This is a genomic window from Paenibacillus sp. 8b26, from assembly GCF_050626875.1.
GTDB lineage: Bacteria > Bacillota > Bacilli > Paenibacillales > Paenibacillaceae > Paenibacillus.
The window spans coordinates 3,348,892-3,364,431 of record NZ_CP192445.1 but is presented as its reverse complement, the minus strand read 5'-3'; the positions used below and the strand labels follow the sequence as shown (position 1 = coordinate 3,364,431).

Below are 15,540 nucleotides of genomic sequence, written 5' to 3'. Positions count from 1 at the left end.
TCATTTTAGAAGATTGATTCCCGCTAGGCCCGCCCCCAAAAAAGCTTATGGTACGATTCGCCGCAGGACGATATGTTCAACTGCCGATGAAGATCAAGTGCATTAAGCATGTCGATCAAATGTATTCTCATTGTTCCCGCGAATCCGGCTGCTTCTTTCGCTTTTCTACATACCTCCTCATCTGAAAGGCCCTTTTCCAGGCCTGCTTTTGCTTCTTGTATAGCTATTCTCATTTGTCTCCAACCGGGCGTTAGCCCAATAATGACCACCTTGGCAGAAGGATTAATGTACTCATTATGCGGCGCGTAGTACATTTCAAGGAGCCCATTGTGCTCCATTAAAAAATCATCAACCAGCAGGTCTTCTTTGGATAGCAATGTAGCCTTGGGGAGTAAAAGCATCGCCTGTTTATACTTTTTTAAATGATTAGAAATAAGCATACTATCTTCTCCCTACTCCGTTCAATGAACTTGCAGTTATTTGTGATAAGGTTTATCTTATCCGTTTTTAGGATAAACTCGGATGCTCCGGTACATTAACAACGGGTCAGCAAATACACACATTTTGCATGTCTGCTTGGCGTGTCTAAGAATCTGTAGCGGAAATCCTTATGCTTATTCTTTACTTAGCAACGGGCACCAATAAGCTGACATTACCTCCAAATTATGAACCGCCGGTTTGCCATTAACATTAGGGTATGCTGGCTTGAATTTATGGCGGGAACGTAAGGTATAATAAATTTCATACAATTGGAGGTACACATGAATCTAAAAAGGGTAAAATATTTTATAGATCTCGTTGAATGTAGAAACTTTACAGAAACAGCAAAGAAAAATTTTGTATCGCAGACTACAATTAGCCAACAAATTGCTGCACTTGAGAATGAGTTCAACATTCAGTTAATTGACAGAAAACAAATTCCGATTGAGCCCACAAAAGCGGGATGGCTGTTTTATGCAGAGGCCGTCGTGCTCTGGAAGCAATATAATCATATGAAAACAAGCATGGAAAATTTCCAGAAAAATAATGCCCAACTATTGAGCATCGAATATGCTGCGATCACAGATATCCAAAGCTTGTTAAAATTCATTCCTTCATTTAAAGAAAATCATCCAAAGATTAAACTTGAATTAAATAAAGTATTGCTAAAGGACATCGCTGAGTATCTGCAAAAAGGAATATATGACGTGGCCGTTGCCTTTGACTCAGAGTTTCATGGGAAAGAGGAAATTCTAACCCATACATTATATAGCGGACGATACTACGCGGCTGTAAGTAAACAACATCCCCTCTTCTGTTTTGAATCCATCTCAAAGGATCAATTATATGAGCATCCGCTTGTTATGCTGAATCCAATGGTCATTGGAGACTCCTATTATTTAATGATTCAACATGCCATGGAAGATGGTTACCAACCAAGCATCCTTCGAACCGCAGATGATGTCGAAACAGAGCTGTTTTATATCATTACAGAAAATTTAATTGGTTTTTTTCCAGATAACTATGATCTTGCTGACCTGAAAGAAGAGGTCCGACTCATTCCTATACATGATTCACACCATACTTTTAAAATCGAAATCGGCTACTTAAAAAATAATTCAAATCCGGCATTATACTCATTCCTGCATCAAATACAAAATTCGTTTTAGCAATAGTCCATAAGTTTTTTGTGTTATACATTGTTATTTTTTTCACATAATATATAAGTGTAGATCATTTCAGCAAGGAGTGACGACGAGCATGGGTAAGTTTTTATTAACGGGTGTGGATGGCAATCTGGGCAGACAAGCGGCTGAATATTTATTAAAATTAGTGGGAAAAGACCAAATTATTTTTTGTGCATATGATCCGGCATCTTTACAAGAATATGCAGATCAAGGCATTGAAACGCATGTGACCAATTTTAATAAAATAGACGGTCTTGCAAAAGCTTTTGCTAATGCAGATAAGCTTGCTTTAATCTCCATGCCTTTTGTGGGGGTAAAACGCCAAAATGCGCACAAAAACGTGGTCGATGCGGCGAAAGAAGCTGGAGTAAAACAAATCATCTATACTTCATTGGTTAACGCGGCGGATGAATCCAATCCGAGTGTTGAAAAACTGGACCATGTATATACCGAAGATTATATCAAAAGTGTCGGGTTAGATTATATTTTCCTGCGTAATTCGCAATATGCGGAAGCCATGGTTACCAATTATTTCACCTATGTGAAGTCGGACGGCGTGTTGAAAAATAACCAGGGTGACGGCAAGATGGCCTATATCTCACGGAAAGATTGTGCAAAGGCTGTCGCCTATGCATTAGCAGCAAGCAATTATCATGAGGCGATATTAAATATAAATGGTCCTGAATCAATAACAATGTCCGACTTTATCGAGATTGGAAATGAAGTAACGGGTCATCATATTACCTACAAGCAGATCACGGATGAAGAAAATTACGCCATATTTGATGCCATGGGTGTTCCCAGAACAACGGATGGAAAATTTGCGGAAGATTCCGAAGCCCCCTTCTCTTCTGAAGGTATGGTTACCTTTGGACAAGCAATTCGCTTAGGGAAAATGGATATATTTACGGACGACTTCAAGAAGCTGACGGGCCAAGATCCCGTAACGGTGAAATATATGTTTGAACATGCAAATGAGTACCAAGTGGGGGAACGACACTCCAAAGATAATTAATCCAAGTCATGACAATGTTTGCGGAGAGATCAGAAGCTGATTTACGTCCGAAGAGTGGGGCCGCTCGGCTCCCTGCATACCATCAACAAAGCGAAACTCTGGGTACCTACACCAAGGAACCCAGAGTTTTTGTAATCTAATCGGTCAAGCCATTATCCAGTCTTGGATTAATGCCGGGAGCAAGACGGCCCTTTCATAATCCATATTAATGATCCAAGGGAAGATTATCCGAGAACAAATCCGGATTGTCCTTGAGCATTTCCGTGATGACTTCCGCCACCATAGCCGCATCACAAACCCTTACAACCGCATCGCCAAGCTGTCCCTTATACATCGCACCTTTACTTTCAAGGACCTCATCTACTTTCCAAAAATGCTCCGACCACGATAACCCACAATGTCTGCGGGAAGGTACAGGGATTTCCGTTCCATCAGGTAGAACCGTGTAAAGCATCTCATGGTCATCCGTTAACCTGCCCGGTATGTCCACCCATTCTTCGACTCCATGAATAAATGTGTTGCGTTTTAAATCGACCCCAACTAATAATATGGTCGCCCTTCGGTCGAGCAACTTCCCCCAGGCGGAATCTCTAGCGCATGGAGTATCGAAACGATGATCGTCGTTTGTGAGCTCTATTGAATCCCGACCTAATACTGCCACCGAATGAGTGGGGTGTAACGAACGCACCACACCAGGCCGTTTGCGAAAAAGTTCGGGTAGTATTCCAACGCAGGAAGGTGACCGATCCACGTAAAATCTCGGATTATCCGCATTGATGTAGGACCACGTATGGGTGGGTAACACCAGCAGCCCATCCTTCATATACTCTGTAAACGCATCCAAGACTGTATCCGCGCCACCCTCGACCGGCCCCATACTTTTCATCGAAGAATGGACCAACAACGTCCCTTTGCTGTCAATGTCCAGCTGCTCTAACTGCTTTATTAAGCTCTCTATCGTGTGCATGTTCTTCTCCCTCCCGGGTTATTATACCAAAAAGTTTCCATTATTTATAATACAGTTCACCGTGCTGTCTGAAACAGTAACGAAAAGACTGCATGTCAAAGACGACCAGTCCTTCGAGGTCACGTTATCTTCCTTTTTAGAAAAGGATAGCTGCTGAATAACGCTCCCATATGTCCCCCTTCTACCAAATGTTGATCTTCATCTAGTACAAAAACACTGCTCACTATGACATTGCCATCTCCCGCTTGACTATTGATTGTGCTCCAGGCGGTGTCAATATCCCATAATTGTGTCAAAGAACTGCGATCATTCTGCAGATACTGAATCGTGCTTTTTCCAATCCCTGCAATAAGGGTCACTTCAATACTTCTAGCTTGTATGAGGTCTTGACACCTATTCAATTTATCTAGAAATAAATTTTTGACTTTCATTGTCTTGTAGGGAATAAACCTCATCGAATCCAGCTCATTCACGATCAAATATTCTCCATAATCTTGGGACGGAACAGTATCCAACAGGCTTGGAAAATACTTATGAATCGCTTCCACTCTACCCATTCGGCATATCTGGGTCAGATAATCGAGATATCCTTTCATATAAACGAAACAATATTGAACGGAGCTTCTGGATTGTGTTCTAGCATCTCCCCCGTCCAATAACAATAGTTGACTGGCGAACCGGCATTGGGAGAACATATTGATATGAGCTGGTCCACATCATTTTGATAATAAGCACTCTGTACATACGCTCTAATTACAAGTCCGCCCATGCTGTGCCCAAGTAAATTTACCTTGCACCACCCCGTCTTTTGCTTGACTTCTTGTATAGTCCGAAAAAGATATGTATGCGCAGAATACGGGATTGGCTGTCTCCAATCGTAGAATGCAATGAATAGCGAAATATTTATCTGGTAACCCATATGCTCTAATTGTTGAACAAACGGTTCATAGAATGCCCCTGCGGCGCCGAAGCTCCAGTTTCCCGTCCCAGGAACAATGATATCGCTCATGGACCCGAACAGCCCTGGAATAAAAATGAGGGGCTGTTTGCGTGTACAATACTTTATCATAGCTTCATCCGCCTTCTGTTCATGCTTCTAGTGATCACTATGTTATTTATATGCGACTGTAGTGGGGGCTAGCGCCGTTAAAATAAATGGAATATAATAGCCCCCTTTGACAGATATACGATTATTCGTTATCCGGCGCGGCCGGGGTCATCAAGCCTTGAACGGCACCGAAGAACGGACGAATGGACTTGATCATGCCGTAGCCCATCCTCACGACCGGAACAAATTTCTGGATCATGCCGAACAGCCGCAGGCCGCCACCGAGCGCACCGCCGAGCGATCCTGCGCCCGCAGCGCCGCCGCCCAGGCCGCCGAGCAGCGAGCCCATCATCGGCAGGAATGCCGACACCTTGACGCCCGGCTTGCGGGAGCGCAAACGGACGGACGGTTTGCGTGCGCGCATCTCATTCGATTGTGCCATGGAAGTTCACCTCGCTCACTGATTATAATTCAGTTTACGCCAGGGGCGGGCTGCCTGCTTGTGCGAATAGGGCATGCGCACGCCCAAAATCGCTTGATGGGCTCGCCGTCACTAGGGCATTAGTCTGCTCCAAACGTTGGAAGCAAAACTAGCCGTACCGTTAGTTCGACCGGTTATTGTGTTCTTTTCCCCATTCATGCAACACTTCAAAGATCGAACTCAGTGTCATTCCATATTCCATGATCTTATAACAGACTTTAGGCGGTATTTCTGGATATACCGTCCGTTCAACGAGACTGTCCGTAACCAATTCCTTCAACGCTTCTGACAGAACCTTGACGTATACTTTGAGTAACGGTAAGGTGACCATTAGCTAATCATCGAAAACGATATATGGGATAAGGCAAATGCTAATCTTGATAGACAATCGACAGGAGCGCCCCATCAGTACGTAGGGCCATTTCCACTGACTGGAATTATAAAATGCCCACAATGCCAACGGTATATAACAAGGAGCAAAACGTATCGATGGAACGCGGAAACGTTATTATGTATGTAGTGCACACCATAACGGGGGGAAAGCTTGTATGAAAACCAAATCTGATATCAGCGGACTGGCTGGGAAAGAAAATATTCAAACGCCTTTCAAATGCAATTTCATCTGAATAGATCATTCAAGTATCACACGACGTATTAACTGCTTAATCGACGGGGAGCATCACCGCCACTCTACACTCTCATTTTTGTAACACTGCCCTTATTATATTGTAGATTGCTTGCCGTTACTTATGGTAAGGTTCAGCGCGCTGTCTGTATCGGCAAGATTTAGGGCCATCCTTTTGTGGGATAGCCCTTTCTTTGATCTCGCATCTTTTTTGCAAATAGAAAAAGTGGATGGATTTCTCCAATTGCGCTTTTGCTTACTTTAATATTCTCCTTTAATTACAAAAAACGAACCCCGAATTGTTCCAGCTAGTTTTGACTTCTGCCTAGCAAACTTAAACTTCCCTTCTAGCTCCTTTGGTACCTCCATCCCCTCAGAAAGCTTAAAACCAACGGCCCGCTTCTTAGTGTCGTCAACCGTATACATGACGTTGACCTCAAGACCATCCTCATAAAAGACGTAAGCAAATTTAATATTTTCCACTTGAAAACGTGACGTTTCTAAAGGTTTGGCCGCAAACTCAATATCACGCTCTTTCAGTACTCGGTTCACATAATCAAGGGTCTCCTGACTTTCACTAGCTGACACAACCGTAAATTCATGCTTGTATTTGTTCATAAAGTAACGAGCTTCATTAGCACGCAAACCAGCAAGCGCTTCTACTACAGGTGAAGACTCTAAACCAACCGTAGACACATTATTAAAATCAACGATATAGGGCATTTCCATCTCTCCTTTTATCTCATTATTCCCAAAAAAACTTGCTGCTATTTATGTTACGGTTCTGCGCTCACAACTTACTGGTACACTCCTCCGCCGTTATCACGTAGAAACTTATCTGTTTACATTTTATGGAGGATACTGTATATATTCAAAGCCAATACGAAAGACGGAAAAGGAGGATCTGCATGCACAGAGTGATCAAAATCAAATTTACGCTCTTTTACAGTGAAGCGCCTGAAGCAAAATGTTACGGGTGATCTTCAGGAGATGTGGGATAAGCGATATACAAACAATGGACGGAACGTAATGAACAATCGGGAGGTAGAAGATGGACACTATCGGAAGCTGTTCCGGAGTCGGCTGGCTTTTAGTATTTGAAAATCATGGGCGTTGGGGAGCATGTCAACTTGAACTCAGTTAGGGTATGATCGGCAGCAACAAATAAGAATCAAATTCATCCCCTGTATATAGAGTAATGTCTGCATCCCAAACCCTGTCATCCCCCGTCTGAGTCAGCAGTGCGCAGCCACTTTGATTCTGGCTTCCAATTTCCAGGAGCAATCGGTTTCCTTTAGCTACAACAATTGCGCTATCCCATATCTCAATATCCAAGCAATAGACTTCTCCTGGAACCAGCTTTTGAACCTCATCGAAGGTGTAATAAGGCTTATACTCCGTGGATAATTCATCATCAGTTTTACGTAAGGAAGCGCGCAGCCAGCCCTGGCTAATTGGGAATTTCTCTGTTAGTGCTCCTGAGTTAACGACCTCATTGCCTAGTGAGTCAATATTTCGCAAAGATACGAAAATGTCCATATCATCTGTAGTTGACGATGCCCACAAACGGAGCTTGATAGGCCCGAGAATTTCTGTTTCGTTATCAAACGGATCGGTTTCAAACAGAACACGCTTTGAATTGTTTTCCTCTCTCGAGAATTCTTTCACCATAAAAGGCTTTGCCCAGTGCTTTGACTCGCACTCCTTATCGCCTTCATAGCAAAGCTGGGCCTTGGCTTGCGGAGGCTCTTGCGAAAGCAGATTCGAGCTTGCATCAAGGTAAAAGCGGGTCCATTGGGTGCGCTTAAGCGGATACTCGTTCTCGTAGCGCCATGTGTAGTTATTGCCTCCGCGAGGAATGGCAAGCTTCACTTTCGGTTCCCTCATTATGCCAGTATCGATTCCTTTAAGCCAATAATCCAGAAATTTTTTCTGCAGTTCCCGACCCTGAGCGGTGTAAAATGCGCCAACATGGCTCCCGATATGTACCTCAAGCCACTTGTGCTCTGATACCGCATTCTGAAAACCCAGGAAATTTCCACGGGTATGCATTCCGGCGCTAAACCAGTTGCTTGCGGATAATAAAGGCACCTCTACTTTACTCAAATCAGAAAATCGATTCGTCCACGATTGATCACGTAATGGATTCTTTTTTACCATCTCCGGGAAATCAATGCGATTGGCTTGCAATTGTTCTTCCGAGAATTTTCCATCGGGATTGTATTGATGCGCCAAAACTCCGTTCTTCCACCAGAATGAAAGAAAACCGTTCGCCTGGATTCCGCCCGGACAACAGAATTCTGCATAATAATCTACTGTACCTTCCCAAGGTATGATACAAGCTAAATGAGGAGGTTGTTCGGATGCCACGGCCCATTGACTCATAGCCAAATAGGAGATGCCCAGCAGCCCTATCTTTCCATTGCTCCAGGGTTGCGTTCCAGCCCATTCGATTGCATCATAATAATCCTTCTTCAAAGCATTTGATAATATATCCAGCTTTCCTGGAGAATTACCGATACCACGTTCATCTACTCGCAAGACAGTATAGCCTTGTGGCACCCAAAATTCAGGATTTGGTGTTTCCCAACTAATTAAGGGCCCTTTATCCTGCGAGTGTGTATATTCTATTGCGATCGTTGGATTAGCAGGAGCAAATTGCGAGAAATGCAGATCCTTTCCGTACGGACACATCGTCATGATTACTGGAAAACTCCCATCCACATTAGGCTGATAAAGATTTGCGGCGAGATAATTCCCGTCTCTCATAGGAATCTGTACTTCTTTCCAAGTAAGTTCATAAAAGTGATTACTTCTTTCGTTAATGTCGATAGGTAGTGGATTCATAGCTTGCCTCCATTTGATAGTTTTTCTTCAAACCAGTCAATCAATAAGCAGCGTGCTTCTGTATCCTGTTCAATCGCATTGTGAACTTTCCCTGGATATACTACTAGGCTCTTATCCTTGCTGGAAACCTCGTCATAGAACTGTTTAATTCCATTAACATCAAACAGGATATCTCCTAGGTCTCTTTCTGATTTCTTGCAAGTGGATTCACTCCCCCAATAATTATCCAGAACAATTTTAGTACACGTGTACTAAAACCAGTATATTCCTGCAAATGCAGTAATTCAACTCTGGTCTTTATTGAGAATGGCATCCTTGGATGAGGATTTCCGCAAATTATCTCTCGAATTCTTCCGTATTCTTAATCAAACTACTTATTTCAGCTTGAAGGAACAATTTATGATATAATGCTTTTGATTTTAAGTGCATAGCACAAACGCTCTAAAGGAGATAGACATGGATATTAATTTAAGGGATAAGATCCTTGAGACTTCAATTGAATTATTTAATAAAAAAGGATATGCATATGTAACATTGAGGGATATTTCCGATGCGTTAAATATAAGTCCTGGTAATTTGACATACTATTTCAAAAAAAAACATGATCTTATGATCGGTGTTATGGCAATGCAGTATGAAGAATACCAAAACTTAAATTTCTCAGCGGAGGTTTCTATCGAAGGGCTGAATCAGCAGTTTTTAACTCTTAATGCATTCCGTAAAAAATATTTCTTTTATTTCTCCAGTTTTACAGAATTGCCTAAGTTGTATCCGGAGATAGCTAAAATGCAAATTAAGGTTGTTAATGATTTCTATACGCTTTTTACCAACATATTTAAGGGGTTTGTTAATAAAGGAATTATGAAAGAAGAATTATATGCCGGGCAATATGAAGATTTGTCTATTTCTTTACTATCGATAAATATGTATGGCACACAGGAAATAATTCTTCTCCAAAAATTTCTTACAAATTCAAAAAACATCTTGTCCATCCTATGGAGCCTTATACTGCCTCATCTAACCAAAGAAGGAATGGCCATGTATTGTCGGATAACGCAGGTTGATAAAACTCTTCCCCCCAAGCTATGCTACAAGCCAGATCAATCGGATGGAGGCTTGGAAGGCTCAACATGAGGCCGCCAAGGCATCTTTTTGTAGCGGCAAGTTTTTGAATAAGGACCATCCCGATAAAAGGATGGCCTTTAGGACCGCTAATCTACTATTCTAATTGCCTCGATATAAAGTTCGATTCTCACTTCATTCCCGACAACAATCCCTCCTTTTTCCAGATGCGAGTCGAATGTCAAGCCAAATTCATTGCGTTCAATACTGGCTGTTGAATGAAATCCTACACGTTCCCGGCCGCGAGGGTCTTTATTTAGTCCTTCAAAAACGGTATGAAAAGTGATGGGTTTTGTTACTCCATGCAAAGTTAGATTGCCCGTAAGTTCATATTGCCTTTCGCCAGCAAGGACGCAGCTGGTGCTTTCAAACGTAATGGTTGGATACTTGGCTGCATGAAGGAAGTCGTCGCTCTTCAGGTGCTCATCTCGTTGCGATTGGCGAGTTGTGATACTATTTGCATCTATGGAAGCCTGAATACCCATGGTTGTTAAATCATTGGGGTCAAAACTCAAGACCGCTTGGAAATGCTCGAATACTCCTTTGATTCTATTAATCATTAAATGCGTTACCGAAAACTCAACGGAGCTGTGGTCCGCATCCACTTCCCAATTGATATTGCTCATAAATAAATTCCACCTCTATGATAAGATTTGAGAAAGGTCACCCTATCTCCAAAACACTGCGCTATTCGCATGCTCCTAATATACAAAAACGCTACTGACAACGGGATGTCAGTAGCGTTTTAGCATTTTTTCGGCTTTCTCGTAAATCCGATTTCGGAATGTTCAGGCTCCGCCACGTCATAATTAAATCGAAGGTGAGCTCGCAGGTGTCGATCATTTGAAGACTGATACTCTAAATTTTATCTGTTGACATTTTATGGAGAATACTGTATATATTCAAAGCCAATATGAAAGACAGGAAGGGAGGATCTGCATGCACAGAGTGATCAAAATCAAATTTACGCTCTTTTACGGTGAAGCGCCTGAATCAAAATGTTACGGGTACATGGAGCTGAATCAGGATGGCAATATGATCGCGCTCTACAATAGGTACGGTGAGGAAATAGACATGTATGGCGGACATGAATTTGTTAGGGTACGGACACTTGGCAAATTTGATGACCAAGACCGTGATCATTTTTATTCTTTGTTAGAAAGTGATGGTGTAGGATAATCTGCACGATAGGCTGACGATTCCGGTGCCAAGGCACTACGAAAAGTCAGCCTTTTTGATTTTATTTGCCTTGTAGAGTTGACCGGCACGTTATCATAATCCCCTAACCTCATCTTGTCAAGAAATAATGCGCGAATGAGCGACACCGTGGGGGAGCCCCCCTTATGCTTTCGAAATATGAATGAATTTCCGAGTATGATGAGCAATTTCGCTTTTTCCAATTCATCCCACTTCACGTAGAATGATCTTCAGGCGTTGCGGGATAAGCGATATACAAACAATGGACGGAACGTAATGAACAATCGGGAGGTAGAAGATGGACAATCAGGCTCAAGATGCAAGAGGAATGAAGAGAGGGGCAATATTAACCGCTCTACTCATCGGTACATTTGTCGCGTTTCTTAACGAAAATTTACTTACCAATGCGTTTCCTGCGTTGATGAGAGAATTTAACGTTGCTGCTTCGACCATACAATGGTTATCGACGGGTTATATGCTCGTGATCGGCGTACTGGTGCCGGTGACCGCATTACTACAGCAATGGTTCACGACTCGCCAGATGTTTATGTCTGCGATGGCGTTATTTTTGGCCGGTACCTGCTTGTGTGCAGTATCCCCGGGATTCGGAGTCTTGCTGATGGGCAGGGTTGTTCAGGCTTGCGGGACAGGATTATTGATCCCGTTGATGATGAATACGATTCTCGCCCTCTATCCTCCAGAACGCCGGGGTGCCGCCATGGGTCTCATGGGGCTGGTCATCATGGTCGCCCCCGTCATCGGGCCGGCTTTGTCTGGCTTAATTATCGATACCTTTCAATGGCGATGGCTGTTCTACATGGTGATTCCTGTCGCACTGTTTTCGATGATTTATGCATTCGTGTATTTAAAGAATGTGACAGAACTGACCAAGCCAAGGGTCGATCTTGTATCCATTGTGATGTCAACCGTCGGTTTCGGCTGCGTCACCTATGGCTTCAGCCAAACAAGTGTCTCTCTTGAGCCAGAAGGTTACGGATCGATTGCAATAGGTAGCCTTTTATTGCTCTTGCTTGTATGGCGCCAGCTTAAGATCAAAGAGCCGTTGATCGATCTTTCCGTATTCCGGCATTCCACTTTTTCTCTGGTTGCGGTATTGATTGTAATTCTGATGATGGTTCTATTCGCCACAACAACATTGCTGCCGTTCTATATGCAGGATGTGATGAAGTTGACCGCATTCGCGACAGGCTTACTTCTAATGCCAGGTAGCATTTTGAACGGAATGCTGATGCCGGTATCGGGGAAATTACTCGATAAATTCGGGCCGAGACTCGTAATTGTGCCCGGACTGTTCCTGATCGCCATATCGTTGTGGCTGTTTACCGGCATCGACAGTGATACAACACAAGGTTCCGTTCTGTTCAATCATATCCTCTTATTCTTAGGCATGTCGTTCGTCGTCATGCCGGCTCAGACGACAGGGTTGAATCAACTTCCACGTCACCTGGTTCCTCATGGCACAGCCATATACAATACGCTCCAACAGATTGCAGGGGGAATTGGCATCGCGTTGTTCGTCGGCATCATGTCGTCTGGAGCCAATCGTTATCTCCACCATTCGCTCAATCCCACTGCGATGCATGAGAAGACACAAAGCATGGTTTCCGGTCTACAAACGGTTTTTTGGATTGAATTTATTCTGGCAATACTTATTCTGGCGCTGGGTTGGTTTATAAAAAAGCCACCTGAACATAATTAATTCATTACTAGGCACAGATTGAATCATAAGTTTAAAACCGTACAAGAAGCATGGCTGTCTCATAAGGGGCGGCCTTTTATTTCGTTGTACCTTGGAAGCGCTAACTATAAGGAGATCTGATTTCTGCCTAAAAGCTTATTTTCGAGAATCAAGAATAAACATAGATGCATCTTGTCCCATGAATATTTTACTTCCATTATAAAAAGTTTTGGATTGAATATCTCTATAACCTATTTTAGTCATAATGTCAGCCAGCTCTTCTTGATTAAACCCGTTATGAACTATATCGGAAACTACTTTTTCATTTTTATTAAAATCTACGATTAGTAAATGTCCTCCTTCATTTAGAACATCCAATAATCTGGATAAAACGAATTCAACATCATGAATATGGAGTAGAACCTGAGCCATAAAAATATAGTCAGCATGAAGATCCGATAGACCTTCCTTTTCAAAATCAAAGCATAATGTATCTGCATTCTGAATATGAAGATCAGTAATTTTTTGTTTTATTTGATTAATCATGTTTTGTGAAGTATCCAGAAAAAGCATAGCATTAAAATCGTTTAACAAGTTCATTCCGACAAGACCCGTTCCACACCCAAAATCAATAGCATTCTTACTATTAGCGTCAACTACATACTCACGAATGGCATCAGATGATGCTTTTGCAATCTGAATTCTTTCAGAAGTGTCATATACATTAGCTATCATTTCAAACTTATCCGTATTTCCCATTTTACCTCTCCAATCTGCCTTAATAAAATCCTGAATACAACCATATAGAATGATATTCTATCGAAGCATTAGCATTTAGTCCACATTCTTATTAGTGCTTATGGAAAAACAAAACCTCTGTATGAATGGAGGAGACAACCTTGGGGTGGTTCATGTATACCTTCCTCACGATTCGTCTTTGTCGAAATAATCATCTGGCAAATGTAGTCCTCGCAAACAACCGATAAATTTTTCTCTGAAATTCGGATTGCTTTTATATTTCGGCCATACCGCCTTATAGTAAGGCAGCAACCTCCCATGTGGAATAATGCCCCAGTATAAAATCAAGTTATTCAGAACCTCCGGGCTGCCCTCCCTCAACATCTGTTCAATGATCTGCCAGCTTCCCAGCTTGTTTTCGCAACTGCGCGCGGCATAGATGGCCGTGGTTTGCATTTTCGGGTCGGCGTGACACAAGAAAGGCGCAAAGTTCTGGAGAGTAATCGCACCGTTATCTTCCAAGATATACCCTGCATAACGCAACGTTTCCGGGTCGTGAATCCTGTCAAGCCTTTGCAAGATCACTGGAATAAATTCCGTTAAATCCGCAGTTTTACTGGAAGCATGCAGAATCTGTAAGGCTTGCAGAAAATCCTCATATCCATCCGATTGCAATAGCTCCAGAAGATATTTTCTACCCGCGTCAAAAGAAGTTCTGCAGATGAGCCAAATGGCCGTGGTCTGATTTTTTGGGCTTTGCTCCGCAATATTTTTCAAAAAAGCAAGGGTTAGCTGAGAGACTTTCTTAAACTTGAACATTCCATCAAGCGCTTTTGCTTGGATTTCTTCGTTTGGAGCGCTCTGATAAATCTGGATCAGCGCATTCTCATCACCTGGCATTCGACTACCAAACCACCCGATATCATAATCCAGAATAATTTCATCCAGCCAACGCTCGTACCAGTCCAGAAAGCTGTCTTCATAGACAAAGAAAAAAGGATGATCGGGATGGAAATCGGAGGTGTACACAATTCTCCCCCTATATTTCCCTTCAAGTACGAGATACATGTCGTATTCGCAGCCTTGGGTGCCTATGCACAACATGCCGCCCAACACCTTATTACAGGTGTCGTCGTATTCCTCATCGGGAATGCCCTCGTCCTTGGTCAGGGGCTCAATTAGATGGTTCCATTCCTCTTTGGTCATCCCGGGATGCAGAACGGATTTTGCAAGGAGCGCCTGGCGCTCGGTGTAGGAAGTTGCCTTTTCAATCGGATAAATTCCATAATAGGGTCCGGCGCCTCCGTTGCCGACTTTCGTTAAAAACTGCGCGTAAGGCTCAGGAAGTGTGACCTGATTGTGGGCTTGCCAGTCCGTCAGCTCTTTTGCTGTAAGCTTCTCTTTAACCCTATATTGATGTGAGGATGCTCCAAACACCGAGAAATCCGTGTCTTTGCGCATGGCTTGACTCAGTTTGCTTTTTATTCGATCCAGTTGCGTTTCTTTCTTCCCAAACCACATATATGAACCCTCCTGTTGACTATAGCCAGGTTTCCTTTGCTTGCTCATCCAGCAATTTCGACATTTTTTCTATGGATCTTACCTCTTGACAATGATATGTATCTCAACGACATAATTATTTAACTAAACTCATCAAACGCAGATCATTTTTAACCAACATAGTGAGGGGGAGAATAATGAAAAGCCAACTAAGAAATATTACGGTCGACGGTGATGCATTCGTTTATTGGTATTCAGGCGGGTCTCGCTTCATCTTAAATCTATCTCCCAAAGAGAATAAAAACATCAAAATCACGCTCATCTTCCAGGCAGATCCTCCTGAAGAAGAGCCTCGTACTTTTTGGTCCTTTTATGACATTTCAGCACAAAATAATGAAACGGAAACTGTCATCCATCTGGGTAAACCCAAGCATATCGCTGAAATCATCTCTTACTTGATGGCAAAACGACAAGAGCTTTGGATCCAGGGGAAACCTCAAGTTCTGGATAATGCCTGGGATTTACTAAAAGAAATGGGCTATTCCGAGTTAAATCCGATTTGGATTAGACAGTGGTTGTCGTAATGGTTTGTGGGCTAGCCCCCTTTGACCACTCAAAGGGGGCTTAACGTCCG

14 protein-coding genes and 2 pseudogenes are annotated in these 15,540 nt (G+C 42.7%); 6 read left to right on the top strand and 10 right to left on the bottom strand.

The window, feature by feature from the left end:
• Positions 1–23 precede the first annotated feature (23 nt).
• Entirely contained in the window at positions 24–440 is a 417-nt protein-coding gene (locus tag ACQ4MX_RS15470) for a hypothetical protein (protein ID WP_431085758.1), read from the bottom strand.
• 321 nt (positions 441–761) lie between these two features.
• Here ACQ4MX_RS15470 and ACQ4MX_RS15465 point away from each other — a divergent pair, with 321 nt between their 5' ends.
• Together ACQ4MX_RS15465 and ACQ4MX_RS15460 are read left to right on the top strand one after the other, a co-directional pair.
• The gene (locus ACQ4MX_RS15465; protein WP_431085756.1) at positions 762–1,649 is read left to right on the top strand and encodes a LysR family transcriptional regulator; all 888 of its coding nucleotides are present in this window, start codon (positions 762–764) and stop codon (positions 1,647–1,649) included.
• Between the two features lie 91 nt (positions 1,650–1,740).
• On the top strand, positions 1,741–2,682 hold the full coding sequence (locus tag ACQ4MX_RS15460) for an NAD(P)H-binding protein (RefSeq protein WP_431085754.1): 942 nt from the start codon (positions 1,741–1,743) through the stop codon (positions 2,680–2,682).
• Positions 2,683–2,887: 205 nt separating this feature from the next.
• Here the strand turns inward: ACQ4MX_RS15460 and ACQ4MX_RS15455 are convergent, their stop codons facing one another.
• From ACQ4MX_RS15455 to ACQ4MX_RS15430, 6 genes and pseudogenes are all read right to left on the bottom strand, one after another.
• The gene (locus ACQ4MX_RS15455) at positions 2,888–3,649 is read right to left on the bottom strand and encodes an AAC(3) family N-acetyltransferase (protein WP_431085753.1); all 762 of its coding nucleotides are present in this window, start codon (positions 3,647–3,649) and stop codon (positions 2,888–2,890) included.
• 119 nt (positions 3,650–3,768) lie between these two features.
• Positions 3,769–4,718, bottom strand: a pseudogene (locus ACQ4MX_RS15450) (esterase/lipase family protein).
• Positions 4,719–4,839: 121 nt separating this feature from the next.
• A pseudogene (locus ACQ4MX_RS15445) lies at positions 4,840–5,115 on the bottom strand (hypothetical protein); the annotation flags it as partial.
• 184 nt (positions 5,116–5,299) lie between these two features.
• Positions 5,300–5,509 (bottom strand): winged helix-turn-helix transcriptional regulator, encoded by a 210-nt coding sequence (locus ACQ4MX_RS15440; protein WP_431085752.1) that lies wholly within the window; start codon positions 5,507–5,509, stop codon positions 5,300–5,302.
• A 555-nt stretch (positions 5,510–6,064) separates the two neighbouring features.
• On the bottom strand, positions 6,065–6,526 hold the full coding sequence (locus ACQ4MX_RS15435) for a phage tail protein (RefSeq protein WP_431085750.1): 462 nt from the start codon (positions 6,524–6,526) through the stop codon (positions 6,065–6,067).
• 417 nt (positions 6,527–6,943) lie between these two features.
• Positions 6,944–8,650: a CocE/NonD family hydrolase gene (locus ACQ4MX_RS15430; RefSeq protein WP_431085748.1), complete on the bottom strand. Its 1,707-nt coding sequence runs from the start codon at positions 8,648–8,650 to the stop codon at positions 6,944–6,946.
• A 456-nt stretch (positions 8,651–9,106) separates the two neighbouring features.
• Between ACQ4MX_RS15430 and ACQ4MX_RS15425 the strand changes: the two genes are divergently transcribed.
• On the top strand, positions 9,107–9,784 hold the full coding sequence (locus ACQ4MX_RS15425) for a TetR/AcrR family transcriptional regulator (RefSeq protein ID WP_431085747.1): 678 nt from the start codon (positions 9,107–9,109) through the stop codon (positions 9,782–9,784).
• A gap of 77 nt (positions 9,785–9,861) precedes the next feature.
• On the opposite strand, the gene ACQ4MX_RS15420 is transcribed toward ACQ4MX_RS15425, so the two are convergent.
• Positions 9,862–10,398 carry a YceI family protein gene (locus tag ACQ4MX_RS15420; protein WP_431085746.1) on the bottom strand — a complete coding sequence of 179 codons (537 nt, stop codon included), beginning with the start codon at positions 10,396–10,398 and terminating at the stop codon, positions 9,862–9,864.
• Between the two features lie 313 nt (positions 10,399–10,711).
• Between ACQ4MX_RS15420 and ACQ4MX_RS15415 the strand changes: the two genes are divergently transcribed.
• Positions 10,712–10,951 (top strand): hypothetical protein, encoded by a 240-nt coding sequence (locus ACQ4MX_RS15415; protein WP_014278922.1) that lies wholly within the window; start codon positions 10,712–10,714, stop codon positions 10,949–10,951.
• Between the two features lie 316 nt (positions 10,952–11,267).
• On the top strand, positions 11,268–12,689 hold the full coding sequence (locus tag ACQ4MX_RS15410; RefSeq protein WP_431085744.1) for an MDR family MFS transporter: 1,422 nt from the start codon (positions 11,268–11,270) through the stop codon (positions 12,687–12,689).
• A 135-nt stretch (positions 12,690–12,824) separates the two neighbouring features.
• On the opposite strand, the gene ACQ4MX_RS15405 is transcribed toward ACQ4MX_RS15410, so the two are convergent.
• Together ACQ4MX_RS15405 and ACQ4MX_RS15400 are read right to left on the bottom strand one after the other, a co-directional pair.
• The gene (locus ACQ4MX_RS15405) at positions 12,825–13,427 is read right to left on the bottom strand and encodes a class I SAM-dependent methyltransferase (RefSeq protein WP_431085742.1); all 603 of its coding nucleotides are present in this window, start codon (positions 13,425–13,427) and stop codon (positions 12,825–12,827) included.
• 165 nt (positions 13,428–13,592) lie between these two features.
• Complete coding sequence (locus ACQ4MX_RS15400; protein ID WP_431085740.1) at positions 13,593–14,927, bottom strand: SMI1/KNR4 family protein; 1,335 nt, start codon at positions 14,925–14,927, stop codon at positions 13,593–13,595.
• 176 nt (positions 14,928–15,103) lie between these two features.
• Between ACQ4MX_RS15400 and ACQ4MX_RS15395 the strand changes: the two genes are divergently transcribed.
• Positions 15,104–15,490, top strand: a complete 387-nt coding sequence (locus ACQ4MX_RS15395; RefSeq protein ID WP_431085739.1) for a hypothetical protein — start codon at positions 15,104–15,106, stop codon at positions 15,488–15,490.
• Positions 15,491–15,540 lie beyond the last annotated feature (50 nt).

What these genes read in the sequence shown, in the direction of transcription:
- ACQ4MX_RS15470 (WP_431085758.1), bottom strand. Translation starts at nt 440, where the DNA reads ATGCTTATTTCTAATCATTTAAAAAAGTATAAACAGGCGATGCTTTTA.
- ACQ4MX_RS15465 (WP_431085756.1), top strand. Translation starts at nt 762, where the DNA reads ATGAATCTAAAAAGGGTAAAATATTTTATAGATCTCGTTGAATGTAGA.
- ACQ4MX_RS15460 (WP_431085754.1), top strand. Translation starts at nt 1,741, where the DNA reads ATGGGTAAGTTTTTATTAACGGGTGTGGATGGCAATCTGGGCAGACAA.
- ACQ4MX_RS15455 (WP_431085753.1), bottom strand. Translation starts at nt 3,649, where the DNA reads ATGCACACGATAGAGAGCTTAATAAAGCAGTTAGAGCAGCTGGACATT.
- ACQ4MX_RS15440 (WP_431085752.1), bottom strand. Translation starts at nt 5,509, where the DNA reads ATGGTCACCTTACCGTTACTCAAAGTATACGTCAAGGTTCTGTCAGAA.
- ACQ4MX_RS15435 (WP_431085750.1), bottom strand. Translation starts at nt 6,526, where the DNA reads ATGCCCTATATCGTTGATTTTAATAATGTGTCTACGGTTGGTTTAGAG.
- ACQ4MX_RS15430 (WP_431085748.1), bottom strand. Translation starts at nt 8,650, where the DNA reads ATGAATCCACTACCTATCGACATTAACGAAAGAAGTAATCACTTTTAT.
- ACQ4MX_RS15425 (WP_431085747.1), top strand. Translation starts at nt 9,107, where the DNA reads ATGGATATTAATTTAAGGGATAAGATCCTTGAGACTTCAATTGAATTA.
- ACQ4MX_RS15420 (WP_431085746.1), bottom strand. Translation starts at nt 10,398, where the DNA reads ATGAGCAATATCAATTGGGAAGTGGATGCGGACCACAGCTCCGTTGAG.
- ACQ4MX_RS15415 (WP_014278922.1), top strand. Translation starts at nt 10,712, where the DNA reads ATGCACAGAGTGATCAAAATCAAATTTACGCTCTTTTACGGTGAAGCG.
- ACQ4MX_RS15410 (WP_431085744.1), top strand. Translation starts at nt 11,268, where the DNA reads ATGGACAATCAGGCTCAAGATGCAAGAGGAATGAAGAGAGGGGCAATA.
- ACQ4MX_RS15405 (WP_431085742.1), bottom strand. Translation starts at nt 13,427, where the DNA reads ATGGGAAATACGGATAAGTTTGAAATGATAGCTAATGTATATGACACT.
- ACQ4MX_RS15400 (WP_431085740.1), bottom strand. Translation starts at nt 14,927, where the DNA reads ATGTGGTTTGGGAAGAAAGAAACGCAACTGGATCGAATAAAAAGCAAA.
- ACQ4MX_RS15395 (WP_431085739.1), top strand. Translation starts at nt 15,104, where the DNA reads ATGAAAAGCCAACTAAGAAATATTACGGTCGACGGTGATGCATTCGTT.